At 67.5% G+C, this 23,690-nt stretch carries 25 protein-coding genes and 2 pseudogenes; 12 read left to right on the forward strand and 15 right to left on the reverse strand.

From position 1 onward, the window contains the following. Nucleotides 1-96: 96 nt before the first annotated feature. Together OG936_RS38150 and OG936_RS38155 are read right to left on the reverse strand one after the other, a co-directional pair. On the reverse strand, nucleotides 97-306 hold the full coding sequence (locus OG936_RS38150; protein ID WP_406500818.1) for a hypothetical protein: 210 nt from the start codon (nucleotides 304-306) through the stop codon (nucleotides 97-99). Between the two features lie 658 nt (nucleotides 307-964). Continuing rightward, complete coding sequence (locus OG936_RS38155; protein WP_398635209.1) at nucleotides 965-1,087, reverse strand: hypothetical protein; 123 nt, start codon at nucleotides 1,085-1,087, stop codon at nucleotides 965-967. Nucleotides 1,088-1,188: 101 nt separating this feature from the next. On the opposite strand from OG936_RS38155, the gene OG936_RS38160 reads away from it, so the two are divergent. From OG936_RS38160 to OG936_RS38175, 4 genes are read left to right on the forward strand one after another with little or no spacing between them, the layout of a single operon-like run. Then, complete coding sequence (locus tag OG936_RS38160; protein WP_331755210.1) at nucleotides 1,189-2,373, forward strand: pyridoxal-phosphate dependent enzyme; 1,185 nt, start codon at nucleotides 1,189-1,191, stop codon at nucleotides 2,371-2,373. After that, on the forward strand, nucleotides 2,370-3,077 hold the full coding sequence (locus OG936_RS38165; RefSeq protein WP_331755211.1) for a PAS domain-containing protein: 708 nt from the start codon (nucleotides 2,370-2,372) through the stop codon (nucleotides 3,075-3,077). Before OG936_RS38160 ends, OG936_RS38165 begins: the two co-directional genes overlap by 4 nt. Before the next feature lie 49 nt (nucleotides 3,078-3,126). Continuing rightward, nucleotides 3,127-3,606, forward strand: a complete 480-nt coding sequence (locus tag OG936_RS38170; RefSeq protein WP_331755212.1) for a RidA family protein — start codon at nucleotides 3,127-3,129, stop codon at nucleotides 3,604-3,606. Further along, a complete protein-coding gene (locus OG936_RS38175; RefSeq protein WP_331755213.1) occupies nucleotides 3,600-4,073 on the forward strand; it encodes an asparaginase domain-containing protein in 474 nt (157 codons plus the stop codon). The genes OG936_RS38170 and OG936_RS38175 overlap by 7 nt, the downstream gene beginning before the upstream one ends. A 143-nt stretch (nucleotides 4,074-4,216) precedes the next feature. On the opposite strand, the gene OG936_RS38180 is transcribed toward OG936_RS38175, so the two are convergent. The 3 genes and pseudogenes from OG936_RS38180 to OG936_RS38190 all read right to left on the reverse strand — a co-directional run. Continuing rightward, nucleotides 4,217-4,657 carry a hypothetical protein gene (locus OG936_RS38180; RefSeq protein ID WP_331755214.1) on the reverse strand — a complete coding sequence of 147 codons (441 nt, stop codon included), beginning with the start codon at nucleotides 4,655-4,657 and terminating at the stop codon, nucleotides 4,217-4,219. Then, nucleotides 4,654-5,583, reverse strand: a complete 930-nt coding sequence (locus OG936_RS38185) for a hypothetical protein (RefSeq protein WP_331755215.1) — start codon at nucleotides 5,581-5,583, stop codon at nucleotides 4,654-4,656. Before OG936_RS38185 ends, OG936_RS38180 begins: the two co-directional genes overlap by 4 nt. A 113-nt stretch (nucleotides 5,584-5,696) precedes the next feature. Continuing rightward, a pseudogene (locus OG936_RS38190) lies at nucleotides 5,697-5,900 on the reverse strand (prolyl aminopeptidase); the annotation flags it as partial. On the opposite strand from OG936_RS38190, the gene OG936_RS38195 reads away from it, so the two are divergent. Continuing rightward, entirely contained in the window at nucleotides 5,900-6,445 is a 546-nt protein-coding gene (locus OG936_RS38195; RefSeq protein ID WP_331755422.1) for a transposase, read from the forward strand. The pseudogene OG936_RS38190 and the gene OG936_RS38195 sit on opposite strands and share 1 nt — an antisense overlap. 887 nt (nucleotides 6,446-7,332) lie before the next feature. On the opposite strand, the gene OG936_RS38200 is transcribed toward OG936_RS38195, so the two are convergent. After that, entirely contained in the window at nucleotides 7,333-8,133 is an 801-nt protein-coding gene (locus OG936_RS38200) for an SAM-dependent methyltransferase (protein WP_266993504.1), read from the reverse strand. Between the two features lie 405 nt (nucleotides 8,134-8,538). Here OG936_RS38200 and OG936_RS38205 point away from each other — a divergent pair. Next, nucleotides 8,539-8,778 (forward strand): annotated as a pseudogene (locus tag OG936_RS38205) (IS30 family transposase); the annotation flags it as partial. Here the strand turns inward: OG936_RS38205 and OG936_RS38210 are convergent. The 6 genes from OG936_RS38210 to OG936_RS38235 all read right to left on the reverse strand — a co-directional run bounded on the left by OG936_RS38210 (nucleotide 8,726) and on the right by OG936_RS38235 (nucleotide 16,161). Next, the gene (locus OG936_RS38210) at nucleotides 8,726-9,403 is read right to left on the reverse strand and encodes an IS3 family transposase (RefSeq protein WP_406500882.1); all 678 of its coding nucleotides are present in this window, start codon (nucleotides 9,401-9,403) and stop codon (nucleotides 8,726-8,728) included. The pseudogene OG936_RS38205 and the gene OG936_RS38210 overlap by 53 nt on opposite strands. Before the next feature lie 5 nt (nucleotides 9,404-9,408). After that, nucleotides 9,409-9,555, reverse strand: a complete 147-nt coding sequence (locus OG936_RS38215; protein WP_406500897.1) for a hypothetical protein — start codon at nucleotides 9,553-9,555, stop codon at nucleotides 9,409-9,411. A 119-nt stretch (nucleotides 9,556-9,674) separates the two neighbouring features. Further along, nucleotides 9,675-10,061: a DUF6009 family protein gene (locus tag OG936_RS38220; protein ID WP_331755217.1), complete on the reverse strand. Its 387-nt coding sequence runs from the start codon at nucleotides 10,059-10,061 to the stop codon at nucleotides 9,675-9,677. Between the two features lie 126 nt (nucleotides 10,062-10,187). After that, nucleotides 10,188-11,756 carry a phage/plasmid primase, P4 family gene (locus OG936_RS38225; protein WP_331755218.1) on the reverse strand — a complete coding sequence of 523 codons (1,569 nt, stop codon included), beginning with the start codon at nucleotides 11,754-11,756 and terminating at the stop codon, nucleotides 10,188-10,190. Continuing rightward, nucleotides 11,753-12,829 (reverse strand): bifunctional DNA primase/polymerase, encoded by a 1,077-nt coding sequence (locus OG936_RS38230; RefSeq protein ID WP_331755219.1) that lies wholly within the window; start codon nucleotides 12,827-12,829, stop codon nucleotides 11,753-11,755. The genes OG936_RS38225 and OG936_RS38230 overlap by 4 nt, the downstream gene beginning before the upstream one ends. Before the next feature lie 1,685 nt (nucleotides 12,830-14,514). Continuing rightward, nucleotides 14,515-16,161, reverse strand: coding sequence for a DUF2637 domain-containing protein (locus OG936_RS38235; protein WP_331755220.1), 1,647 nt, complete (start codon nucleotides 16,159-16,161; stop codon nucleotides 14,515-14,517). A gap of 311 nt (nucleotides 16,162-16,472) precedes the next feature. Here OG936_RS38235 and OG936_RS38240 point away from each other — a divergent pair, with 311 nt between their 5' ends. From OG936_RS38240 to OG936_RS38250, 3 genes are all read left to right on the forward strand, one after another. Beyond that, on the forward strand, nucleotides 16,473-17,627 hold the full coding sequence (locus OG936_RS38240) for a ParA family protein (protein WP_331755221.1): 1,155 nt from the start codon (nucleotides 16,473-16,475) through the stop codon (nucleotides 17,625-17,627). Next, nucleotides 17,624-19,024 carry a ParB/RepB/Spo0J family partition protein gene (locus OG936_RS38245; RefSeq protein ID WP_406500819.1) on the forward strand — a complete coding sequence of 467 codons (1,401 nt, stop codon included), beginning with the start codon at nucleotides 17,624-17,626 and terminating at the stop codon, nucleotides 19,022-19,024. Before OG936_RS38240 ends, OG936_RS38245 begins: the two co-directional genes overlap by 4 nt. 263 nt (nucleotides 19,025-19,287) lie before the next feature. Beyond that, nucleotides 19,288-19,746, forward strand: a complete 459-nt coding sequence (locus OG936_RS38250) for a hypothetical protein (protein WP_331755223.1) — start codon at nucleotides 19,288-19,290, stop codon at nucleotides 19,744-19,746. A 115-nt stretch (nucleotides 19,747-19,861) separates the two neighbouring features. Here OG936_RS38250 and OG936_RS38255 read toward each other — a convergent pair whose 3' ends face one another. The 3 genes from OG936_RS38255 to OG936_RS38265 form a co-directional block, all read right to left on the reverse strand. Then, nucleotides 19,862-20,866, reverse strand: a complete 1,005-nt coding sequence (locus OG936_RS38255; RefSeq protein WP_331755224.1) for a MerR family transcriptional regulator — start codon at nucleotides 20,864-20,866, stop codon at nucleotides 19,862-19,864. 3 nt (nucleotides 20,867-20,869) lie between these two features. Then, entirely contained in the window at nucleotides 20,870-21,541 is a 672-nt protein-coding gene (locus OG936_RS38260) for a HEAT repeat domain-containing protein (RefSeq protein ID WP_331755225.1), read from the reverse strand. 264 nt (nucleotides 21,542-21,805) lie between these two features. Further along, nucleotides 21,806-22,414 (reverse strand): carboxyl transferase domain-containing protein, encoded by a 609-nt coding sequence (locus OG936_RS38265; RefSeq protein WP_331755226.1) that lies wholly within the window; start codon nucleotides 22,412-22,414, stop codon nucleotides 21,806-21,808. 169 nt (nucleotides 22,415-22,583) lie between these two features. Here OG936_RS38265 and OG936_RS38270 point away from each other — a divergent pair, with 169 nt between their 5' ends. The 3 genes from OG936_RS38270 (at nucleotide 22,584) to OG936_RS38280 (ending at nucleotide 23,679) form a co-directional block, all read left to right on the forward strand. Further along, nucleotides 22,584-22,877, forward strand: a complete 294-nt coding sequence (locus OG936_RS38270; protein ID WP_331755227.1) for a hypothetical protein — start codon at nucleotides 22,584-22,586, stop codon at nucleotides 22,875-22,877. 80 nt (nucleotides 22,878-22,957) lie between these two features. Next, nucleotides 22,958-23,134: a hypothetical protein gene (locus tag OG936_RS38275; protein ID WP_331755435.1), complete on the forward strand. Its 177-nt coding sequence runs from the start codon at nucleotides 22,958-22,960 to the stop codon at nucleotides 23,132-23,134. A gap of 305 nt (nucleotides 23,135-23,439) precedes the next feature. Further along, nucleotides 23,440-23,679, forward strand: a complete 240-nt coding sequence (locus OG936_RS38280) for a hypothetical protein (RefSeq protein WP_331755228.1) — start codon at nucleotides 23,440-23,442, stop codon at nucleotides 23,677-23,679. Nucleotides 23,680-23,690: the final 11 nt, after the last annotated feature.

Here is a 23,690-nt window from a genome sequence, read left to right on the forward strand (position 1 = left end):
GGCGGGCAGACAGAACCTCAGAATTCTCCCAAAACAGAAAAAGCCCTGTCCCCGGCGCGTGCCGGGGACAGGGCTTCGGTGGTGGAGAGCTGTGGGTCAGGGCGTCCGGATTGCGGGCACCCTCCGGTGGCCGGTCACGCGCTCACCCCTTCGACGGCAGCGGCCAGGAGCGCGGCGACGTCGGCCTCGTACGGGGGTGCGCAGGGCGGCGAGCATCGCGCGGAACGCGTCGACGACGGCCTGGTCCTCGGGGGTGAGGGCACCGGGCGCGTGGCCGCAGCGGCGGAAGAAGGAGGGTCGCTTCATCGGGTGAGCTCCTGTTCGTGGGTGGTGTGGGTCCAGGGGAGGGTGAGGCCGTCGTCGGCGGCGCGGGGAACGAGGTGGCCGTGGAGGTGTTCTTCGCGATGGGGCTGTCTCACGAGACGCGCGAGAAGGCTTCGCCGGCGTCACTGAATCGAGTGAGTTCGCGGCCGGCGGATTGGCGGTCCTCGGCGAGTGGGCCGACCAGTCGACCGCCCGTGGGAGCTGGAGGGGCAGGGTCGGTCCGTACGGCAGTGACAAGAAGGTCGTGGTCCAGCTTGGCGAGGACGTCGATGGAGCCGAGCGGGTGCTGATGACATGGGTACGGGGGCGGCTTGCCGAAGCGGAGTCAGGCGGCGAGCCCCGGTCCGAGGCGACCTAGAGCGACCGATATGGCGTTCGCCGATCCGCCATCCTCGAAGGTCCGTGTGATCTTGCCGGACGGGCAGGAGTTCTCTGGGAGAGCGGCTGTGGCGTGAGGTCGCTCTGCTCGTCTTCGTGCAGCTAAGCGCCGGTTTCGTTGAAGTTGGCAGGCGCTACAGGTGAGGTGGTAGCGCGGATTGCCGACGACGGTGGCTTAGGCGATCTGCTTCAAGTCCTCGGGCTGTGCATTGACGCTGCCGGCCGAGCTGCCGGTGGCCGATTCCAAACGGGAGTCCCGCAGTCAGCGCAGTCGGAGCTGCTCACGGTCCCAGCCTGGACTGCTCTGCTGGGCCTCGTCGGCTTCGGTCGGCTCACGGTCGGCGCAGTGCGTCGCTCCCCGCGAGTAGTTAGACTCTCTGTTCACATCTGGATTAGACGTCTAACATGGAAGGGAAGGGTGCCTGCTGGGCCGCGAGACCCAGCGACACGACAGCACGTCGAGCGAGTGAGAAGCCGGAACCGCCCATGAACGCCGCACAGCACTCAGCCGTCGCCCTCCCTGACCTGTACGACCGGTCCGGAAGGCGCTACTCCCTGGACGATCCCCGCTGGCGGGGCGAGGACGGCAGTCCCCTCGCCGTCAGTGCACTGCCGGGCCTGCGTCCCGAGCAGATCGACACCGCCGAACGGTCCCTGTGGCGCTACCACGCGGCCCTGCCCGTCCCGGCCGTCCGCCGGGTGAGCCTGGGGGAAGGGTGTACGCCGATGGTCCCGGTCGACTGGGCCGGCCGGCGCGTCCACTTCAAGCTGGAGTGGTTCAACCCGACCTCCAGCTTCAAGGACCGGGGCGTATCGGTGATGATGTCCCACCTCGCGGCGCACGGCGCCGAGCGCGTACTGGAGGACAGTTCGGGCAACGGCGGTTCCGCGGTGGCCGCCTACGCCGCCGCTGCCGGGATCCGCGCCAAGATCATCGTTCCCGCCGCTACCTCGGCGGCCAAGATCCTCCAGGCCCGCGCCTACGGAGCCGAGATCGAGCTCGTGGGCGGCACCCGCGACGAGGTCTCGGACGAGGCGATCCGGCAGTCGGAGCAGATCCCCTACGCCAGCCACAACTGGCACCCCATGTTCATCCAGGGCACCAAGACCATCGCCTACGAAATGTGGGAGTCGCTCGGCTTCACCGCGCCCGACAACGTAGTCCTCGTGGCCGGGGCCGGCAGCAACATCATCGGGTGCGACCTTGCGTTCGGTGAACTGCTCGACGCCGGACAGATCGACAGGCGCCCGCGCCTGTTCGTCGGGCAGCCCGAGCACTGGGCGACCATCGCCGACACGTTCAACGGCATCGACCCGGCCGGCCGCGGCGAGCGGGTGCCGACGATCGCCGAGGGCGCGTCCATCGCCCACCCGGTCCGGCTGCCCGAGGCGGTGGAGGCCGTCCGCCGCTCCGACGGCGCCGCCTACGCCGTCCCCGAGGCGGAGATTCACGCCGCGGTCCGCGCCCTGAGCGCGCGCGGCTTGTACGCCGAGCCGACCAGCAGCGTCGCCGCGGCGACCCTCGATCACTTCATCGCGACCGGGGAGATCGCTCCGGACGAGACGACCGTGGTCGTGCTCACCGGTGCGGGGCTGAAGTCCGCCGAGAAGATGGCCGCGGTGTTCGCCGGACCCGGTGACGACGCCCAGGAATCGAGCAGCACGCGATGACCCACTCCACCGGGCGACCGGATGACGAACGCACTGACCAGCCCGCCGTACCAGAAGACGAGCGCTTCGTACCGGAAGACGAGCACCTCGTGCGTGAAGCCGAGCGCATCGCAGTCGCCGTCGGCCGCATGTTTCCAGGTCTGTGCGAGGTCGTCCTGCACGATCTGCGCCGCCCCGACAACGCCATCCGCACCATCGAGAACAACCTGTCCGGACGGCAGGTCGGCGACTCCGCCACCGAACTGGGCCTGCGCCGCATCGCGGACCCTGACTATCCCAGCGTCATCCAGAACTACAGCAACCAGTTCCCCGACGGGCGCCCGGCCAAGAGCACCTCGATCGGCATCAAGAACGCCGAGGGACGGTACGTCGCGGCCCTGTGCCTGAACCTGGACGTCAGCACGCTGTCCCCGCTGGCCCTGACCCTCGCCAACCTCGTCGCCCCCGATGCCGAACACCAAGGCGAGACCCTGGATACGCTGCGCGACCGCACCGGACGCGAACTCCGCTCGGCCATCGACTCCTTCGCGGCGCAGCGCTCCAGCACACCGCGCGGCCTCAACCGTGACCAGAAACGCGAGCTGGTACGTCGGCTGCACAGCGAGGGCTTCTTCGAGACCCGGAGCTCCGCACAACTCATCGCCGACCAACTCGGCGTCTCCCGGGCGACCGTCTACAACTACACGAAGCAGCCAGACCGATGAACGCCCTTGCAACCGGCCGCGACATGCCCCATGCCCCAGGGGCGCATCCATGACCAACTCCCCGACCCACCGGACGACCACCGCTGGCAGCATCCGCCTGGCCAACAGCACCGCCCTGATCGCCCCCCTCGGCCACTATTCACACGTCGCGGTCCACAACGGCGTCGCCCACGTGTCCGGTCAGCTACCGCTCCACGCGGACGGCACCCCCGCAGCGGACGAGCCGTTCGACACCCAGGTGCGGATGGTCCTGCGCAACCTCGACAACTGCCTGGCCGCGGCCGGTACGGATCGCGGCCACCTGATCTCCGTGACCGTCTACGTCACCGACATCGCCCAGTGGCCCGAATTCGACACGATCTATGCCGAATGGCTCGGCTCGTACCGGCCCGCCCGCGCGGTCGCCGGCGTGAGCAGCCTGCACTACGGTGCCGCCATCGAGGTCCAGGCCGTCGCGGCCGTGGACACAGGCAGCGAGGGAAGACCGAGCACGCGGCGGACGCCGCCGGACCGGAGGTCTATGTGCTGACCACCGGTGGCAGCATCGACAAGATCTACACCCTCCAGGGCGAAATGGAGATCGGGCCACCCGCTGCCGGTGCATTGCTCGAATGGGCAGGCGTCACCGGCCATTCGATCGTCCCCGTCCTGACCAAGGACAGCCTCGACCTCACCTCTGCGGACCGAGACCGCCTCGCCGAACTGGTCGACGGCTGCCCGCCCAAAGCGGCCGTCGTCATCACTCACGGCACCGACACCATGCCGGAGACCGGCCGATATCTGCTCAAGCGCATCGGCCACACCGACGCTAAGACCGTCGTCCTCACCGGAGCCGTGCAGCCGGCGGCCATGAGTCATAGCGACGCCGCCTTCAACCTCGGCTCCGCGGTCCTCGCCGCCCGAACACTCCTACCTGGCGTCTACGTCGCCATGCACGGAACAGTGTTCGACGTCGCAACCGTCCGGAAGGACAAGACACGTGGACGCTTCGTCTGACCCCGCAACGGAGCTGGGAAAGGGATGCCTGGGCGTGAGGTACTCGGGTGGGTCTGTCGGACCGGTTTGTACGGTACCCACTCGGGCACGAGGCGTAGTCGCGTCGGGGTGCCAGGCCACCGCAGTGGTTGAACCGCGAGGCATCACCGCGTGGTGTGCCGTTTGAGCGGGGTGACACGGCCGCCGTTGGCGGCGAGTTCTTGGCGGAGCTGGGTGTTGTCGTGATGGAGGGCCGCGATGGCGATGGCGGCGGCTTCCAGACGTCGGTTCGTGATCATGGATTCGCGGGTCTTCTCGGCGAGTTTGCGGCGGAGCTGGGTGATCTCGTCGTCGCGGCGGGCTTCGCCTGGCGTGGTGGCGCCGTGTTCGCCGACGTGATTGTCCCACTCGGCGAGGATGGGGGTGGCCCGGTTCATGGTGGCCCGGCTGACGTGGGCTTCTCGCCGAAGATTCTCCTTGGTGAGGCGCCCGTCGGTGTGCTGGGGCTTGCCGTCGAACAGCCGGCGCATCGCGGCTCGCAGGGCCGCGGCGGTCTTCGCGGAGACACCGTCTTCTGTGAGAGCGCGGTTGTGGGGTGCGGTCACGGCGTCTCCTCGTGGATCTTCGCAAGGACGGCTTCGGTCCGTTCCAGCTCGCGGCTGATCAGCGCCTTTCGAGCGGCGGGCAGGCCAGGGGTGTCCAGGAGCTTGAGCTGGGTGCGCCGGTGCGAGTCGTAGATCGGGACGTGCTCGGGGCCGATCATGCTGTTGTGACAGCGGTCGGGTCGGCAGCGGTTTTCCAGGGGGCCGGTGTGGCCCTCGGGGACGATCGCGTTCTCCAGGCAGACGGCCCCGGCGGGGTTCGCCTCGTCGAAGAGGCAGTGGTTCAGCGTGCCGAAGCGGATCGTGATGCGGGCCTTGTGCAGGAGGCTGTCCTCGACGCGCGCGTCGCCGCCGTGGGCGGCGACCGTGGCTTCGATGTGGTCGAAGGTCTCCTTGATGCGTTCGGCGCCGGGGCCGTATCCGATGTTCTTACCCATGGTGTGATCGCCGTAAAGGTCCTTGATACGCCGGAACTTCGCGACGTCGACGGCGGACTGGAGGTGGTCGGCCCAGGCCGGATCGGAGGCGGCATAGCCGCGGGTCGATCGGTTGGCCAGGGCCCGCGTGGCGATGTGTTTCAGCTGGATTCCCAGCGCGATCTCAGAGCCGGGGAACTGATCGGTCAGCATCGCCATGGTGCGGCGGAACATGTGAGGTCGGGCCTTGCCCGGTGGGATCTCGTCCAGCCCGGACCAGGTCCGTCCGGTGTTGGCGAAGCTGATGAATTTCTCCACCATCTGCGGGCCGTGGACAGAAAAGTCGTGGAGGCGGATGGGGCCGAAGACTCGATCCGTGTGGGCGGAGATGGCCTCGGCGACCGCGATGGCCTCGGCGACCGGCTCGGTGATCCACCAGTGCTTGCGGGGAAGGCCAGGATGGTCCTTCTGCAGCGTGGAGGCGATGGCGGGCGAGTTGTAGTGCTCGACCACGCTGCCACGGATGATCGCCTGGATTACTGGCGGGAGGGGGTTATTCCGACCGTGCGCTATTCCTGTCCTCTGGCTCTCTCGTGGGGCGAGGGGGCACGGCGCAGCGGTGCCAATCATCGTCCGGTCTTGCCGAACCGCGCGATCGCCTCCAGGATCGCGTCCTGCATCGCGGGAGTGCCTGTGTGTCCGGAGTCGTCGATCACTTTCAGCTCCGCGTCTGGCCAGGCTTTGGACAACTCCCACGCGGTCTTCAATGGGCTGCCGAGGTCGAGTCGGCCGTGGATCAGCACTGCTGGGATACCGGCCAGCCGGTGTGCTGACCCCCGTTCTCCTGGACCGCTCCGCGCAGGCCAAGGCCGCCGAGGGCTTCGACAAGAACGCCTTCACCATCAACTGGAAGACCCGCCAGGTCCGCTGCCCCGCCGGGAAGACCAGTTCCCACTGGAACCCGGTGAAACAGCACGGCACCGACGCCATCGTCATCACCTTCAGTGTCCTGACCTGCCGAGACTGCCCCTTCCAGAAGCAGTGCACCACCTCGAAGACCGGGCGCCGCATGCTCACCCTGCGACCCGAGGAACTCCACGAGAACCTCGCCCGGGCCCGCGCCGAGCAGAAGACCGACACCTGGAAGAACAAGTACGCCCTGCGCGCCGGCGTCGAGGGCACCATCAACCAGGCCCTCGACATCACCGGCATTCGCCGGGCCCGCTACCGCGGCCTACCGAAAGTCCGCCTCCAACACGCCTTCTCCGCCACCGCACTCAACGTGATCAGGCTCGACGCGCACTGGACCACAGACCCCCTCGATCGTCCCCGCCACAGCAGGCTCGAACGACTCAGCTACCGACTCTCCGCCTGAACGAATTGCGCAGCAGAGTCTCCCGCACACCCAAAGCGTCCGCCGCCACCCGAACATGCCGGGTAGTGAGCTTCCCCTCCCCACGCAGAGCCAGCAGGCGGCGAACCGCCGGCCCCCGCAACGCCCGCACCGCCACAGCAGGCAAAGCAGCCGACCCGCCACCCGACCCCTCCCAGGCCAGGTCCTGCTCTTCTCGTTCCACCCGTCGATCACACCAACCACCCGCCGGCCGGTGGATCAGAACTCACGAAACTGAGACAGCACCACCCCACATGCGATAAACCCCCACGACAGCGATCCCACACCGATCTCTCACCGCCACGACAGCGACCCCACACCCCGAAACCACCACCTACCAGCATCAACACACCCAGGCCCACTGTCTCTCACACCACTACCCCAAAACCGAGAGATCGCACACAGCTCTGCGCTCCTTCTACCGAGTGCTGCCGTCCTGGGTGAACGATTCGACGCCGGAGTCGGCGCCCGGGGCACAGCCCTGAATCAGGACGCGCACATCGGTCGGCATGCCGTACGTGCCGCGCGGGGCGCGGGCCGCCGACCTGATCTCCCGCCACGGGGGGCTGCTGACCGCCGGGGCTGCTGACCGCGACCGGTCGGGCGCTGACGAGGCGACCGTCGCCCCGTCACCGCCAGGACCCTGCCGTGCCCTCGCGGACGCACTCGTACTCCAAGGGCCCGTTCACCGGTCCGATGTACGGCGTGTGGCGCACCTACCGCCCAGGCGGGACCGGGGCGGCGGCCGGTACCGCGTCGGCCTTCTTGCCGGGCAACGTCAGCACAGGGAGGCGGACGTCCGGGAGGCCGCCGCGGCGAGGGGGCAGGGGCCTTGCTGGCTGCGCACGGCCTCGGCGGAACGGAGGCAGCTACCGCTTGGCGGCCACGAATCCCCACTGGTCGACCGGTTCGCCGACGACAGGCTCTTCAGGGCGCCACAGGCTGATCGAGCCGAAGCCCGGCTCCACCAGCTCGAGTCCGTCCGCGAAGGTCCCCATGACCTCCCTGGGACGCGAGATGTACGGCATGGCGCCGCCACTGGCGTACTCGTCGGACCCGGCCTGCGTCTCCGGAGTCTCGATGGTGTCGCACAGCATCAAGTAGCTGCCCGCGGGCAGCGCGTCCAAGTAGCTGCGGAGCAGCGCCGCGGCCTCGCCCGAGTCGGCGACGTGTCCCAGCGTCGAGAGCACCATTACGGCCACCGGCCGGTCGAGGTCCAGCGTCCGGGCGGCCTCGCGCAACACTGTCTTCGCGTCCGTCAGGTCCGCGTGCACATAGTCCGTCGCCCCTTCAGGCCGGCTGGTCAGCAGGGCACGCGCGTGAGCCAGGACGATCGGGTCGTTGTCCACATACACGATGCGTGCTGTCGGCTCGACGTCCTGGGCGACCTCGTGCGTCGCGTTCGCGGTCGGCAGACCTGTGCCGAGATCCAGGAACTGGCGCACCCCGGCCTCACCGGCCAGAAAGCGCACCGCTCGCGCCTGGAATGCCCGCGAGGCGCGCGCTATCTCGATGATCTGCGGGTACAGCTCCTCCATCGTAGCCCCGAGCCGACGGTCCACCTCGTAGTTGTCCTTGCCACCCAGCCAGTAATTCCACACCCGCGCCGAATGCGGCGTGCCCGTTTCGATTCCGTCCACCGGCGTCCGGATGCCTTGCTCGTCAGTCATCGGCCCTCTTCGTGTCACACATCGGTTGCGCGGACGGCACTCGTACCGCGCATGCCCATGCTTCCTCACCAGCATCGTCCGCACCAGCCCGACAAGGGAGTAACTCCCTTGTGGGGCACGGACGCAGAACGGGGCGCACCGGTCGAGGATCACCGGGGTGAGACCGGCGCCCGGAAGAGCTCGGCAGTTCGTTCGGGCGTCACCAGGCACTCGGACCGGCCTTGGCTTGAGCCGCCCGCCGAGTGATAGGCCCTTGTGCCGGCCATTCCCTAATAAGACCTACCGAGGCTCCAACCGGCAGACTCGGTGCCTGGTAGCCGCCAGCAGGTGAGCACTCTTTGTTCCCTGGACACCGAGTCCTGTTGACAGATCGTGCCCCTGTCAAGTTCAGCGTGTTGAAGCTTTTACTTCGCGGACCCGCACAGCCCGTGGCAACGCGGCACGAACGAGAATACGAATGGGTTGCTGCGGCAGTACTTTCCGAAGGGCACGGACCTGTCCCGATGGCAGACAGACGACCTCGCAGCCGTTGCACTCGCCCTCAACAGCCGCCCCCGCAAAACCCTCGGATGGAAGACACCCGCTGAAGCCCTCAACGAACACCTACTCTTGACTCAAGAAGCCGGTGTTGCGACAACCGATTGAGTCCGGGCTGCGAGCCCGCGTCCGAGTGATGTATCAACTCGCCTTGTGAGTGCGGGAATCCGTCCCGGTCGCGCTGCCACAGCGCCATCTCCAGGGCGTCCAGGACGAGCCTGGTCTCCTTGGAGGTGGAGGCGGACCAGCCGACGATGCGCCGGGAGAAGGTGTCCACGACGAAGGCGACGTAGACGACCCCGTTCCAGGTGGCGACGTGCGTGAAGTCGGCGACCCAGCAGCGGTTGGGGGCACTGGCGACGAAGTCGCGGTCGAGGAGGTCCGGGGCCCGCTCGGCGGCCGGATCGGCGATCGTCGTGATCACCTTCCTGCCGCGGACGGCGCCGGTGATACCGATCTCGCGCATGAGGCGCTCGACAGTGCAGCGAGCCACGGCATGCCCCTGCCGGTTCAGCTCGCGCCAGATCTTCCGGGCACCGTAGACACGGTAGTTGGACGTGTAGACCTCCTGGATCCGCTCCTTGAGTTCCTCATCGCGCAGGGAACGGGCGGAAGGAGTCTCGAGGCGTTTCTTGTGGGCGTAGTACGTGGAAGGGGCAATCTTGCAGTCGTGCTCGGTGAGCGTCCTGCAGATCGGCTCGACGCCGCCGAAGCGGTCCCGGTGCTCGTCGATGAACGCTACGAGCGTGTGTGTGGCCGGTCGAGCTCGGCCGCGAAGAAACTTGCCGCGGCCTTCAGGATCTCGTTGGCCCGCGGCCCGCCCGTCCGGCTCGCCGGCACGACGGCGGAGACGGCGGTCTCCACGGTGGTGGGCACGGTTTCCACGGGCGGCTCCCTCGCACGGTTCTGGCTCCAGGTAAGGCAACTTACCCGGAGCCAGAAGATCAAGCAGACTGTGGCCCCTGGCGTTTCTGTCCACCCCCCTGGCCAGCCTTGGCTAAGGCTCAGGTGCTGGTGGCTGATATCGCTGCGGCGGGGCCGCCTTGGGAGCGGGGGGTTTTATCGCCCACGCGCTTGGGTTCGATGGTGCGGGGATCGACGGCTTCGCCCGGGGCGCCTTCGTGGTAGGGCCCGTCGGGGTTGGCGTCGCGGTCGTGCGGGAGGAGGAAGAAGACGCGGCGGAGCTGAAGGCCGCTGTCGGGGTCGGCTTCTGCGTGGGCGTCGAGTTCGGTGTAGCCGACCATGCGGCCGTCGCGTTCGTAGCGGGGCTTGCCGCGGCGGCGGGCGGTCTTGTCGAGGGCCTGGCGTACGTAGTCGAGGTCGTCGGGGTTCTCCAGCCACACCACGGCGTTCTCGTGACGGAGATCGCTCTCGTTCAGCAGCGAGCTCATGGCTGCAGCCCCTTTTCGTTGTCGACGGCCAGTTGCGGGCCGAGGTGGATGTGGTGAGCACGATCCTTGGCCGGGGCACCGTGTCCATGGTAAGCCGGGTTGGCGGGTGTGTGTCGGGCGCTCTGGTCAGGCATGGTCGGCCTGGGGTTCGTCGTCGGTGAGAAGTCCGAGGCCGGGGTAGTACTTCTTGCCGCTCGACTTCATCATGTCGGCGGGTGAGGCGAGGGAGAGTTCCTGGCGTACGCGGGTGGCGAAGGCGCGGGCGGTGGCGGGGCGGATGCCTTCGCCGGCGCTGCACCAGCTGCTGTAGGTGGCATACAGCAGGCCCTGTTCAACGCGGAGGTCGCCCGGCGTGCGTTCGGCGGCGCGGTCGCCATTGTCGGTGGTGCAGCATTCGGTGAGGAAGCGGCCGATGTGGTCTTCAGTGGTGGCGTAGGCCTCGGTGGCGGTGCGGACGGTCGCGGGTCCAGTGAGAGGGTCGCGGGTGTCGAGGTAGAGCTGGGCGCCTTCGATGAGCCACTGCAGGATGCCGGGGCCTTCGCTCTGGACGAGTTCCTTGGCCAGGTTGTCGATCTTGCGGGCGGCGGGGACGACGCGTTCGAAGGGGATCAGGCGGATCCGGCGCCAGAAGGCGTGGCCGCCGGTACCGACTTCAGGACGGTGGTTGCCGAGCAGCCAGAGTTTGTGGGTGGGGTTGAAGCTGAAGAAGTCCTGGCGCATGCGGCGGGCCATGATGCGGTCGCCGCCGGTCAGGAGCTTGACCCGGGACTCGTCGAACTTGTCGTTGGGCTTCAGTTCGGAGCACACGACGATGCGCCGGCCGTGGAGTTCGGTGAGTTCGGTGGAGTGCTCGGAGAACTTGCCCTTCTCCATGAGGAAACCGGGCGGGGCAGCCTGGGCGTAGTCGCCGAGGATCTGGGTCATGACATCAAGCAGGACGGACTTGCCGTTGGCGCCGGTGCCGTAGAGGAAGGGCAGGACCTGGGCGCCGACGTCGCCTGTGACGGAGTAGCCGAGGAGCAGGTGGAGAAAGTGGATGGTCTCCTCGCCCTTGGCGTCGACGCCGAAGGTGTCGTGGAGGAAGCGGTGCCAGCGAGGGGTGGGCATCGTCTCGGGGGCGACGCTGGTGGCCCGGGAGTGCATGTCGGCTTCGGGGTCGGGCTTGTGGAGATGGCCGGTGTGGAGGTCGACGACGCCGGCCGGGGTGCACAGGGCGTAAGGGTCACCGTCCAGAACGTCGGGGTCCAGAGCGAGTGCCGGGGAGGCTTTGGCCTGGGTGAGCATGGCCTTGATGCCCGGGGTCGACATGGAGCGTCGGCGGTGGGAAGCGAGGTCGCGGTCGGTGAACTGGCCGGTCGGGTCGGTGGCGGGCATCTGCTCGGCCAGATCACCTGCCGCCCATACTGCGGCCTTCTCGCCTCCGGTGCGCTTCCAGCGGTACTGGTCCCAGTGGTACCAGCCAAGGCCTTCGACGTGGCGGAACTGGTCGCCGAACATCACCGCGAACAGTTTGGCGTTTCCGCGGTCGGTGAGCAGTCCAGGAAGCTGGCCCGACTGCGTTGGTGGCTCGTAGACGGCCGCGGTGGCGGTTCTCTGTTGGGCGGGCAGGCTGGGGTGTGCCGCCTGGACTTCGAGATCGAGCATCTGCTGCGCTGCAGCAGTGGCGTCGAAGCGTGGGCTGTCGGCGCTGCTCATGGGCGTCCTTTGAAATGGAGCGGCCGGCTCGCGCCGGCGGCCAGGGCAGAAGTGATGACGGCGAGGCTGTGACGTCCGCGATGCGGACGAGCGGCATTGGCGGCCGCGGTCAGCAGGTCGCGTGCCTGGCTTTCGGTGAGGTGACCGGAGGCGATCAGGCCGCCGGCGGTGTAGGCGGCGCGGTTGAGTTTCTCGGTGAAGGCGGTGCCCTCAGTGGCGGCAGCGCAGTCCTTCACCTGGTCGAGCAGCGGTTCCAGGAGCCGGTTGGCACGCTGATGGGCTGGTCGAAGGGCGCCGGAGCGTGGTGGCGGAACCGGGGCAGGTTCATTGTCGACCGGGTGGCCTGTGCGCTGGAGTTCGGTGGCGAGCCAGTCGGGCAGCATTGCGGGGAGCCGGGCTGCGCCGACCGGGCTGTATGTGCCGGCGGAGGTGCGGGTGGAGGGGGCCACGATGTAGCCGCCAGTGGACCGGACATCGACTTGCCAAGCGAGGGCGACTTTTGGGCTGGAGCCCACCGAGGAGCGGTAGCGCGGGCCTTCAGGGGGGGTCCGGTACCAGACGTGCAAACCGCCTGACGGAGTTCGCACGCGCAGGGTGGAGTCGTCGTCTGCTGGGCTCTGCTGGCTGCGGAGCGCAGCCAGCAGAGCGAGGGTGTCGAACCCAGAGGCAAGGCCTGCCAGGTTGACGCTCTCGTGGATCGGGATGCCTGGCAGGAGCCGGTTCCTGTCGGGGAATTCAGCGCTGTGAGCGTCGATGTCGAGGACGACAAGGCCTGCGGGGCCGCAGGAGACTCCGACTCCGAGCGTGGGGTGCCTGCCCCACCAGGCGTCCAGGAGAGCAAGGTTCGTGGTCGCTGCGTGAAAGCCGTGGCACCACCGGCCTGCAGATCGGCAGGGACAGTCCTGAGGGCGGTGAGGCTCGTTACGGCACGTCGGGCAGTTGGCGGCCGGGGTCTTGCGGCCCGGGGCCAGTGGGTGCACTGGCCAGCCGTTTCCGGCGCACCAGCAGGCAACGTCGTAGGGACTCGCAGTTCCTGAGGAGCGGGGAACGCTGGTCTCGCTGTGACGCGGCACGCTGATCGTCCTTGCCGAGGGGCCAGTAGCCCGTTTCAGTCCCTCAGGTAAAAGACCAGGTCAACAGCATTGCTACTGCCAGGCGAGGGACCGAAGGGACCGAGTTTTCCAATGAGGTCAGAGCCTACATCAGCCGCCCGGGCTGGGCTGGGACCGTTTCCCAACTTGGGTCCCTTCAGTCCCTTCGCCACCTGGGAAGTTTTGGAGTGCCTACTCCTTGGACAAAGCAGCTGATCAGGTCGGCCAGCCGGGCGTGTCGTGTCCTGGCGGGGGCGGGGGCGGGGGACTGACAGGGACTGAAGGTTTCGGACACATCTTGGTCCCTGTTCAGTCCCTCACGAAAAACCGCAGGTCACAGGCGTTTTGAGGCTCGACTGAGGGACTGAAGGGACTGAAAGTTGCAGTTATGAACTGCTCACGATGGAAGACCTCTGTCTCACGCGTCCGCATATACGCGCACCCGTGATGACTGGAACAAGGATTTTCGGTCCCTTCAGTCCCTTCAGTCCCCTGCTTACACAGAGCAGATCCCTCTGAGCTGCGCTTTTGTCGAGGGACTGAACCAGGGACTGAACCAGGGACTCAACGAGACCGATCCCCGCACAGACAGCTCTGAAGCGTGGAGACGGGAGCCCGGGAAGGCAGGCCCTGTTTCTCAGCGCAGTGAAAACGATGCCGCCGGGGTGAGGCAGGCGAGATGCTCTTCCCGCAGGGCGCTACTCCGCGGACCGTCTTCGCCTGGGGCGGGGGAGTGCGGGGAGTAGCTTCGTGGCTTGCGGGGAACTGGTGTACCGCCTTCGGCGGGTCGGTCATCGGAGGCACCGAGAAACGGCGTCCAGGTTGACAACGCCGGTCTGGACGCCGCCGGAGCCCAGGTCTGTGGCGGCGACGAGGGCCGCGGTGACAAGCCGCTACCAGGCATGGACGTCGTCGTACGCGTGAGGCCGTGCCTGTGGCGGGATTCCACCAGGGCCTTCGCTCAGTCCCGCCCGAAAACGGCCCGCCCAGGAGTCGGGGCGGCGCCCGCCGCCCCGACTCCTGGGCTCCTCGACCTGGACAAGCCCGTGTGCCGCTACTACGCGGGGCACAGCGTGATCCGGTTCATCGCCCCCTTACTCGCCTCCTGGCGAGGGCAGCTTGCCGGCGCGGCGGGCGCTGGTCTGGCTGACGATCCGCCCCGCCTCCGTGCTGCCCGCCTCCGTGCTGCCCGCGGCAGCTCCCTGACCGCGCACGCCCCCGCTGCCGGATCCGCGCCCGACGTGGACTGCCGACTGGGCACGTGTGTCAGACGATGCCGTGCCCACACACGTCCGAGTGGCCAGTCGGGGCTTCTCCTCACCTCCATGTCTGGGGGACGTTGGCGGTGTATGCGAAAGATCATCTGTCTGGCTGCCAGAGCGGCTGCCCTGCTCGTGTCGCATCTTGGACGAGCGGGAACCATCCGCGAGCTCTGCGGCCGGTCATGGTGAGGGGTGACCGATGTGCGGCTGGTCGGTCATGACCGACCAGCCGATGAGGCGCGGATCGGTCATCGGTCACGATCGGCGGGATCGGTCACCAGGCCCGTCGGCCGGTCGGTCACCGATGACCGGTCACCGGGGGATCGGTCACCGGCCGACGGGGGCGGACATGATGGTGGCCGACGACCGGGCACGGTCGTCGGCCACGCGTGGAAGGCGAGTCGGTCAGTGGCTGACCGACCGGAGGTGCGCCCGGCCCTGCTGCCGACGTTGCCCTTCGAGGTATTCGGCAGCGGCGTTCACACGCCGCTGGCCGGTCTTCGGGGACAGCCCGAGACGGCGGGCCACTTCGGCACCGGAGAGCTTCTGCCCCGCTTCCTCGGCCTCGGCCAGCCACTCGGCGACGGTCACGATCTGTTGCTGCACCGGGGCCACGTCCGGCTCGTCGGTCTGTTGCTCGGGCACCCGCGCGGCGGCCGCTCCGGTGTCGGTGACCGTGACCTCCCATGCGGCCGGCTCACTGACGGGAGCTTCCGCCGTCCTTGCCGAGGGGACATTGAGAGTGGTCTGCTGCGGCACTCTCCCGCCGGTACCGAGGTCGCCCGCCACCGAGGCGGTCAGCACCGGGACCGGGTCGATGGCGTCGGGCTGCGAAGCAGCAGGCGGCTCGGCCAAGGTTGTCGAGGCGAAGGATCGGCGGCCCGCCGAAGCGTCAGCACCTGCGCCTCGGCCACCGATTTTTTCGTCCCTGACGGCATTCAGCGCGATGTCCTTGGCCGGCTCCTCTTGCTCATCCGCCGACACGGGCGTCTGCGGAGCCTGCATCTTGAAGTCCTGCAGGATGGGCCGGAGCTGTCCCTCCGTAAGCACGCCGCCAGTGACGGGATCGACGACGCTGTACTGGGCTAGGAACAGTCCGAACTGCCTGGCGTTCGGCAGTTCTCCGAACTGGGTCAGGTATCCCTGGACGGCCTCGCTGTAGTCGATATCAGGGAGAACGGGCTCGTCCGCTACGAAGGGTGCGGCACCAGCGGACTCAGGCGAGGGCGTCGGCTCCGCATGAGGTGCACCAGCTGCCCCCATCTCGCCGCCGTCCAGAGCACGCTGGTGCTCACCCACCAGCTCGACCTGAGGATGGACCGCTTCGACGACTGCCTGGGTGGGGGCGGGGGGTAGCAGGGCCGGTTCGATGCCTGCGGCGGCGAGGCCGGTCGGACCGGTGTCGGCCAGTGGGACGCCGTACTTTGCCAGGCGTAGTGGCATCAGGGATTCGATGGGTGCTTTGCGGCGCCAGTTGCGGCCGAAGCGGGCTTGGAGGCGGGCCTGGTAGATGAGCCGGTCCTGTTCGAGTTTGATGACCTGTTCGTAGGACCGGAGTTCCCAGAGTTTCATGCGCCGCCAGAGCTTGAATGTCGGTACGGGGGAGAGCAGCCAGCGGGTGAGCCGTACGCCTTCCATGTGTTTGTCGGCGGTGATGTCGGCGATCCGGCCCACGGCGTGCCGGGCGGCCTCGACGGAGACGACGAACAGCACGGGGATGACCGCGTGCATGCCGACGCCGAGCGGGTCGGGCCAGGCTGCGGCGCCGTTGAAGGCGATCGTCGCTGCGGTCAGCAGCCAGGCCGTCTGGCGCAGCAGCGGGAAGGGGATGCGCATCCAGGTCAGCAGCAGGTCCAGGGCGAGCAGGACACAGATGCCCGCGTCGATGCCGATCGGGAAGACCAGCGAGAAGTTCCCGAAGCCCTTCTGCAGCGCGAGCTCGCGCACCGCCGCGTACGAGCCCGCGAAACCGATCGCGGCGATGAGCACCGCACCGGCGACCACGAGCCCGATGAGTATTCGGTGGGTGCGTGTCAGCTGCATCGCGGCCACCCGCGTTCCCCTCCCCGTTGCTCTGGTCCGATGTCCTGCAATGGCTTCTGAATGATCTTCACACTCTCATGCCCCTCAACCTCGGGTACGGAATCTCGATCGCATCTCGCGGAGGTCGACGACGGACGTGTTCCTCCCGAACCCGACCGGGGCGGTCATTCCGCGACGATGGCAGGACGGCCCTCAAGGGGGGAAGGCTTTATCCCCATTGCGCCCCATAGGGTACGAGACGCATTGGTTCGGAATCGTTGCCGCGCAACGACACGCACCGCTTGCACACCCCAACGCTCGCTGGTGAGTAAGGTAACCACATGACCGCCCCATACGATCCCGAAGATCGGGAAAAGGTAGTCGCCAAGCTACCAGCCGCGCTACGGCAGGAACTCAAGGTTCGCGCTGCCGAGTTGGGCGTGGACATCAAGGATGCTGTCACTGAAGGCGTCCACGCCTGGCGCTCCGAGACAACTCCCCGGCCCCTTGTCGACACATCGGGAGGCAGTTCGTTCTCCACGTACCTGCCCACAGGTTTGTACGGGCAGTTCAAGACGGACTGCAAGGACCGTGGCATCCCGTTCAACCAGGGGATCGCGCAGTCGATCCGGCTGTGGCTGGACGCGCATCCCTCTCCTCGCCGCGTGCCCCGCTCCACCGGAGCCCGCCGCATCATCTTCGGTAACCAGAAGGGCGGCGTGGGCAAGACCTCCACCTCAGCCGGGACCGCGCAAGCCCTTGCCGAGGCAGGGCAGCGGGTACTCCTGGTCGACTTCGATCCCCAAGGCCACCTGACGCGTCAACTCGGCTACCCGATGCTGGACATCGACGACCCGAGTCTTGCCAAGTTCATGCTGGGGGAGGGGAAGGGCGAACTGCGCAACTTGCTCGTCCCGATAGAGGAAGGCAGCTTCGGCGGCCGGCTCTTCCTGCTGCCGGCATGCAAGGACGCTTTCCTCCTCGACGCCAAGCTCGCCACGAGCCGGAGCGTGCGGATCAAGGAGACCGCCCTGGAGAAGGCCATGGAAGCGCTGGAGGCGGAATTCGACTTCATCGTCGTGGACTGCCCGCCGAGCCTCGGCTACACCATGGACACCGCGCTGTACTACTCACGCACCAGGGAGGGTGAAGAGCCGGACACCTCCGGCATCTACATCCCCGTCCTGGCCGAAGACTCCTCCGCTGACGCCTACGACATGCTGTATGACCAGATCCTGGACCTCGTCGAGGACATGAGCATCGAGATCGCCTTGCTCGGCTTCATCGTGAACCTTTACGACAGTCGTAAGGGTTACATCGCGACCTCGTCCCTGGACCAGTGGAAAGAGATCGGTGAACCCCCGGTCGTAGCCGTCCTTCCCGAGCTGAAGGAACAGCGGGAGGCCGTACGACTCAAGCAACCCCTGCTCACCTACGCGCCGGAATGCGATCAGGCCGAGGTGATGCGGAATCTCGCACGGAGGATCATCCGATGAGCGTTGCCGACCGACTGGGTACCGGTTCATCGTTCGGCGGGGTGCCTCGCGGCCGCAGCGCGCGGGGGCGAGCCAAGGCCGTGACCCAGGGAGATGTGCCCGCATACGAGCTTGTCCGTCTCCACCTGGACGAGGTCTCGCCCACGCCGCTCAACCCGCGTCGCAACTTCGGCACGGACGAAGAGAAGACACGGTTCGGCGAGGAGCTGCGCGCCGCGCAACTCGCGGCGTGCGTCGCCGTCAGCCGGGACGTATACCTGGCCCTGTGGCCGGAGCACATGTCTCGGATCGGGTCAGCAAACTACGTTCTGGTCAACGGGGAGCGCCGATTCCGAAGCGCTCACCACGTGGGCCTTGAGGCCTTGGACTTCGTCGTGCGCGACGACCTCGCCGTCTCGAAGGAAGAGTTCGTCAACCACCTCCTCAAAGAGAACCTTGAGCGGGAGGACTTCGACGTTGTCGAGCGCGCCCGCGGCGTGCAGGAGATGGTGACGGTCTGCAGCAGCGACTCCGCAAAGGGAGCCCAGGCGCGCGCCGCTGAGCGACTCAACAAGGACCGATCGTGGGTCACCAACCAGCTGGCACTTCTTCTCCTTCCGGATGAGATCCAACGCATGCTGAGCTCTGGTGACATGCCTGAGCGAGACGGCCGCGTCATGGCTCGCCACCTCAAGGACCACTCCGGCCTCGGAGCAGCTGAACTCATCGCGTACTTGAAGCACACCAAGGCGCGTGAGGCCGAGGAACGCGAGACCCGCAAGGCGATACTGAAAGCCGCGAAGAACTCTGCGCCAGGCTCGGACTCGCTATCCGTGTTGTCCGCGGACAACACAGTGCCATCTGGACCCTCGACGTTCGCGGGCGAGACCACAGCACAGGACGATGCCCCTACCGGCTCGTTGTTGTCCGCGGACAACAAAGGCGCCAGCTTGTCCGAGCTCGGGCCGTTGTTGTCCGCGGACAACACAGTGCCATCTGGACCCTCGACGTTCGCGGGCGAGACCACAGCACAGGACGATGCCCCTGCCAGCTCGTTGTTGTCCGCGGACAACAAAAGCGCCAGCTTGTCCGAGCTCGGGCAGGACACGCTCCACACGTTGTCCGCGGACAACAGCAGCGGGCTCGGAGGCGCAATCGAAGCGAAGTCAGCACCTCGGCCGCCGGCAGATGACACAAGCGGACCCTTGACGGGCCTAGAGACGGATACGCCCCCCGCGTTGTCCGCGGACAACAGCAAGCGTCCCTCTACCCCGCTTCCTCATCAGTCACGAGGCCTCGACCTTGGGTCGTTGCCATGGGACGACCCCGTGTGGTTCGCCGAGCAACTGCGCACCTACATGTCCGCCGACAACCGAAACAAGCTCGCTTCGCTCCTCCACGCGAGGAACGAAAGCTGACCTTCTCTGTTCCAACCGCAGTGGCGTCCAGCCAGTTTTCTGCTGGACGCCACTCTCATGTCCGAGCAGCCCGGCTGGGGCTTTCATCAGTACCCACGCATCGATTGTGTACGGCGCACTGCCGCTATCAAGAGACTGCAGTACACCCGCTACTGATCAACGCAGTCGCTGTAGCTGGGACGGTGATGGACGGGGCGATACCGCACTGGGCCCGCGCGGTGTGATGAACTGCCGTCCGTTCACCGTGGGCCAAGAGGGGAGACATGACCGCCGACGCGCCGGTCCGGCAACCGCCTGATCCCGTAAACGCCGCAGCAACGCAGGCCGAACAGGAGCGTCAGCAAGCACGCCGTCTCGGCGCGTGGTCGATCGCGTGGACGCTCCTGACCCTGGTGATCTGGGGATGGTTCGCCTTCCTGACGCTCGCCGACTACGGCCCCGAGTCCGGGGACAGGCCCATGTGCCGAGGCCCGCTGGTCGGCCCGTCGTCCGAGGACATCCTGTGCCGCGACCCGCTGCGCCAGTGGCCCGCGCTGCTGGGCCTCCTCGCGCTGGCGGTCATGGTGACCGCTTCTGCGGCGGCGACAACGGTGTACGCCAAAGTCGTCTCCCGCCTGGCACGCCGCGACGGGCCCGGCGTGCCAGGCGCAGGACTGACGGCCGACGGGCGGTGCAGTCACCCACGCGATCGGCCAACTGAGCGGCTCAGTCGGCCCCGGTAGCGCCCGAGTTGGCCCGGTTGAGCGTTGCGGTTGGCCCGCCAGATGGGTTGGGCGCTGCTGACCGGGGCATTTCCGGGGTCGGTCCGCGTACGCGGCACCCCAGGAGAGAGAGCCGTCACCGTGTGTCGCGTAGCTGGAGAAGGTACGTCGCAGTCAGCGCAACGGCACGCTCCCCGTCATGCGACAGCTCCACGAGGGCACGTGAGGCCGTCGTCCCCGGGATGCCCGCCAACGCCTGGGTCAGCCGTCCGCGTGCAGGCGCTTTGGTGGTGTCGTGGGCGAGGCGGTCGACGAGCCCGGTCGCGATCTGGCCCGCCGTCGCCTTGTCACTCGCCAGCACGCTCAGTGCATCGGCTGCATCGGTGTCGTTCCTTCCCTCCACGATCATGTCGATGAGCGTCGGAACCGCATTGACCACTCCACGTGTCCCGAGAGCCAAAGCCGCATACCCGCGGACCACGACGTCGGGGTTCGCGAGAGCGTCCCGCAGCTGCGCGGAAGCCTCATCACCGGGCATCTCGGCGAGGGACTGAACAGCACGTTCCCGCACCGCGGCCACCGGTGAGCCGAGGCCCTTCGCCAGCAGCGCCGGGCCGCCGTCGCCCGATCGCGCCAGCGCCCATCGAAGAGCCCCGGCGACGTTCGGCTCCGTCTCGCTCAGTGCCGCCTCGACCAGGGCCTCCACCGGCACCGGAACCTCGTCGACCGAGGAAAGGGCCGCGCGCTGGCGCGCGTTGGCGCTCTTCGCCCCCAGTGCCTGGAGGAGCGCAACGACCTGGAGGACGTCCTCCCAGTCGGCGGGGTCCGTGGCATCGATCCGGCGCAGCCGCGTGAGCAGCTCGGTCTCCGCCTCGATGCGTTCGCGCGTCTGACGGATGAGGTCGCCGACGAGAGCCGAGGGCGTGAAGCCGGGATCTTCGAGCGCGCGCCCGATCTCACGCAGCGACAGCCCCAGCGACCGCAGGCTCTCGATATGGAAGATCCGCCGGAGGTCCTTCCCGGAGTACTCCCGATAGCCGGAGCCCGTACGGCCCGAAGGCCGCACCAGGCCGAGCGACTCGTAATGCCTGAGCATGCGGGCACTGACCCCGGACCGTCGTGCCACCTCACCGATCAACACGTCCTATCGTCCCTCCTGACCGGACCCGCCGAGGGCCACGATGCGCTTGGCCTCCTCGATCGCGCACTCGAATCCGGCGTCCGGCTCACGCAGTAGCCGTTGTGTGGCGAGCGCGTGCGCGCACACGCGCGGGTCAGGGGCCGTCGTCGCAGCACGCAGAGCCGGCACAATCACTTCACCCAGCGCGACCAGCGCCCGGCTGAGACTCAGCTGCGTCTCCCGCTCACCGCGCCCGAGCTGCGTCGCCAACACCGTGGCCAACGCGGACGCCTCGCCTTCCGGCACGAGCACTACCGCGGCCCGCCAGGCGCTCCGCGCCACCTCGTCGTCGGCGTCGGACAGCAGCGCCCGTGTGATCGACGGCCACGCCTGCCGGTCCCCGATCTTGGACAGCGTGTGCAGCGCCTGGCTCCGTGCCTGCGCATGCTCCGAGCGGACTTCGCGGAGCAGCTCGGGAAGCGTCATGGACACCGGGTGGCGGGTGAGCGCCCAGGTCAGCATGTCGCGGACGAAAAACTCGGGCTCGATCGCGCATCGCTCGATGAGCTTGTCGACGAAGCTCGGGTCAGGCGTCGTGCCGACCGCCAGAGCCGCCCGCAGTCGCACGGACGAACGGCTGTCCTCCAGCCCCTGGAGCGCTCGTATCGCATCCATGTCCTGTCTCGTGATCGTCATCGAGACCACCTCCTTGGCAAGCAGTGAAGGCCCTGTCACCGTGTCAAGGTCAAACAGGGCCCGCTGCTCGATCACCAGTCACCTGCTGCGTCCCGAGCGTGCCCTTGAGCATCGTCCATCGTGAAGTTGCCGACCATGTGGCTGGTGTGCGCGGGGGGCGGGGGTACTCGTGCCGGCCGCGGGTGCATGACGTGGGCCGCACGGGCCTTCGCGTGGAGCCTGCGGTAGTCGGCTCCACGCACTTCCTCAGCGACGTCCCGCTTCCTACAGCGGGATGTTGCTGTGTTTGCGGGGCGGCAGTGTCACACGCTTGTTACGCAGCGCCTTGAGTGCGCGCAGGACGGTCAGCCGGGTCTCCGACGGCAGGATGACGTCATCAAGGCTGCCGCGTTCGGCCGCCATGTAGGGGGTCAGCACCGTCTCCTCGTACTGCTCGATCAGCTCCTCGCGCAGCTCGCCGGGATCTTCGGCGACCAGTAGGTCAGGGGTGAGCCAGGTGCGTGGCTCACGGAACTTCCAACCCGCCAGATCGTGCTCGGATGCCTCAGCACCGTCCGGGAGGCTGGCGGCCACCCAGCCACTGCGGAGCTTCTCCTGGAACTCCTGGAGGGTGACCAGGCCCCAGCAGTCGATGAGCCCGTCGGTATAGATGAACATGGCTCCGGCGCGGTAGCGCTCCACCGTCCGGCGCGAGACGCCCAGGCGCTCCGCCAGGGACTTGGTGGACCCCTTCGCCCGCGTGAGGAGGACTTTCACCTGAGACTTTACGGATTTCGGCGCGGGCCGGGTGAAGACCTTCCGCTCCGCCCGCGCGAGGACCTCCAGGACCTTGCCACGGCGCGGGGCCGGCTGCTGCTGTCCGTGATCGCTCATGCCTCCGGGGACCACGGATCACCTGCGGACAGATTCCGAAGTCCGCGCAGGTGGCGACGGGCGCTGTCGGCGGTGCGACTTTGACCGCTAGTTGGCGGATTTGAGCGATAGTTGGCGAGCCCAGACCCGTGGGCCGCCGCAGGACACGCTGGGGCACTTTGGAGACGTTATGGATTTGCTTGCGATCCTCGATGAGGCGGTGGCCGCTCTCAAGGCTCCTCTGGGAGAGGACGACCGAAGCCAGGGCTGGACCGATGATCTCCGGAGAGAGGTTCAGGAAGAGATTTCGATCAGCCGTTCAGTACTGCGCCGCCACGGATCCGGCATGGTGCGGTACCTACGTCCGCGCCTTGACGAGTGGATGAAAAGCGAGGAGATACGGCCGGGACGCCTCCAGCACCTGGTGTCGGATGTGCAGCGGCGGCTCGTGGACGCTCGCAGCCTGAAGCCAGCACACGGCTGAACAGCAACCAACCGCGGGGTACCCCAGTTGAATGACCAGATCGCTCGGAGGCCCACTTCGGCACCACATCAACACAGGAGATGCAGTGGCCCCATCGCGCCGTCGCGCCGCCGTCCTGGGCGGACCCGGCCATCGCGGAAGCGGTAGACCGGCAGAACCAGGCGATGCGTGAGCTGTCCCGCCGTGCGTTCCCCGAGCCCGAAGTCGTCCCCTATGCGACATCCCGCGAGTTCCCCGAACCTCCACGGAGCTGGTGATCCTGTGGCCAGGGGGTTCTTCCTCAGTCGCGACCACCACAGAGAAGCGACCCCCGGCAGGGAAAGTACCGGGGGTCGCTTCTGCGTCCTGAGCGTACGGGCCCACAGGGCCTTCTGAAATGTTCAGTGTGGCGCAACGTTGTTGTCAGTGGCTCAGGCCCCCGCGGACAGCGCCGGGGTTTTTTTCTGCGTCCAGCCAAGACGGGAAAGAACCCCTCTGACCAGGCATTGTCACGCGGTGCCCCTGCTTTTGCTTTAAGAGGCAGACGCGGAGCACACGGCACCGCCATTGTGGAGGAGTTCGGATGGACCCTGCTGCGGTCGTAACGGCGGTGACTATGGCACTGGGGTACCTCGTAAGGCTGCTCTACCGCTTGATCAAGGAGTGGTCGGAGGTCCGTAAAGCAGAGCTGGCCCAGAACGGGCTGTCGGAGCGGGTTCGATCGCTGCCGGCCGGAAGCAGGCTGGTGGAGAAGGACGGTGACCGACAGGTCGAGATCACGGTCGGAGGGCAAGGCCGGCCGAAGTGGAGCGAACTGACGTGACAGAACTACCG

The sequence above is a fragment of the Streptomyces sp. NBC_00846 genome (assembly GCF_045207325.1).
Classification (GTDB): Bacteria; Actinomycetota; Actinomycetes; order Streptomycetales; family Streptomycetaceae; genus Streptomyces.

What these genes read in the sequence shown, in the direction of transcription:
- OG936_RS38150 (WP_406500818.1), bottom strand. Translation starts at nt 306, where the DNA reads ATGAAGCGACCCTCCTTCTTCCGCCGCTGCGGCCACGCGCCCGGTGCC.
- OG936_RS38160 (WP_331755210.1), top strand. Translation starts at nt 1,189, where the DNA reads ATGAACGCCGCACAGCACTCAGCCGTCGCCCTCCCTGACCTGTACGAC.
- OG936_RS38165 (WP_331755211.1), top strand. Translation starts at nt 2,370, where the DNA reads ATGACCCACTCCACCGGGCGACCGGATGACGAACGCACTGACCAGCCC.
- OG936_RS38170 (WP_331755212.1), top strand. Translation starts at nt 3,127, where the DNA reads ATGACCAACTCCCCGACCCACCGGACGACCACCGCTGGCAGCATCCGC.
- OG936_RS38200 (WP_266993504.1), bottom strand. Translation starts at nt 8,133, where the DNA reads ATGACTGACGAGCAAGGCATCCGGACGCCGGTGGACGGAATCGAAACG.
- OG936_RS38220 (WP_331755217.1), bottom strand. Translation starts at nt 10,061, where the DNA reads ATGAGCTCGCTGCTGAACGAGAGCGATCTCCGTCACGAGAACGCCGTG.
- OG936_RS38225 (WP_331755218.1), bottom strand. Translation starts at nt 11,756, where the DNA reads ATGAGCAGCGCCGACAGCCCACGCTTCGACGCCACTGCTGCAGCGCAG.
- OG936_RS38240 (WP_331755221.1), top strand. Translation starts at nt 16,473, where the DNA reads ATGACCGCCCCATACGATCCCGAAGATCGGGAAAAGGTAGTCGCCAAG.
- OG936_RS38245 (WP_406500819.1), top strand. Translation starts at nt 17,624, where the DNA reads ATGAGCGTTGCCGACCGACTGGGTACCGGTTCATCGTTCGGCGGGGTG.
- OG936_RS38250 (WP_331755223.1), top strand. Translation starts at nt 19,288, where the DNA reads ATGACCGCCGACGCGCCGGTCCGGCAACCGCCTGATCCCGTAAACGCC.
- OG936_RS38260 (WP_331755225.1), bottom strand. Translation starts at nt 21,541, where the DNA reads ATGACGATCACGAGACAGGACATGGATGCGATACGAGCGCTCCAGGGG.
- OG936_RS38265 (WP_331755226.1), bottom strand. Translation starts at nt 22,414, where the DNA reads ATGAGCGATCACGGACAGCAGCAGCCGGCCCCGCGCCGTGGCAAGGTC.
- OG936_RS38270 (WP_331755227.1), top strand. Translation starts at nt 22,584, where the DNA reads ATGGATTTGCTTGCGATCCTCGATGAGGCGGTGGCCGCTCTCAAGGCT.
- OG936_RS38275 (WP_331755435.1), top strand. Translation starts at nt 22,958, where the DNA reads ATGCAGTGGCCCCATCGCGCCGTCGCGCCGCCGTCCTGGGCGGACCCG.
- OG936_RS38280 (WP_331755228.1), top strand. Translation starts at nt 23,440, where the DNA reads ATGGACCCTGCTGCGGTCGTAACGGCGGTGACTATGGCACTGGGGTAC.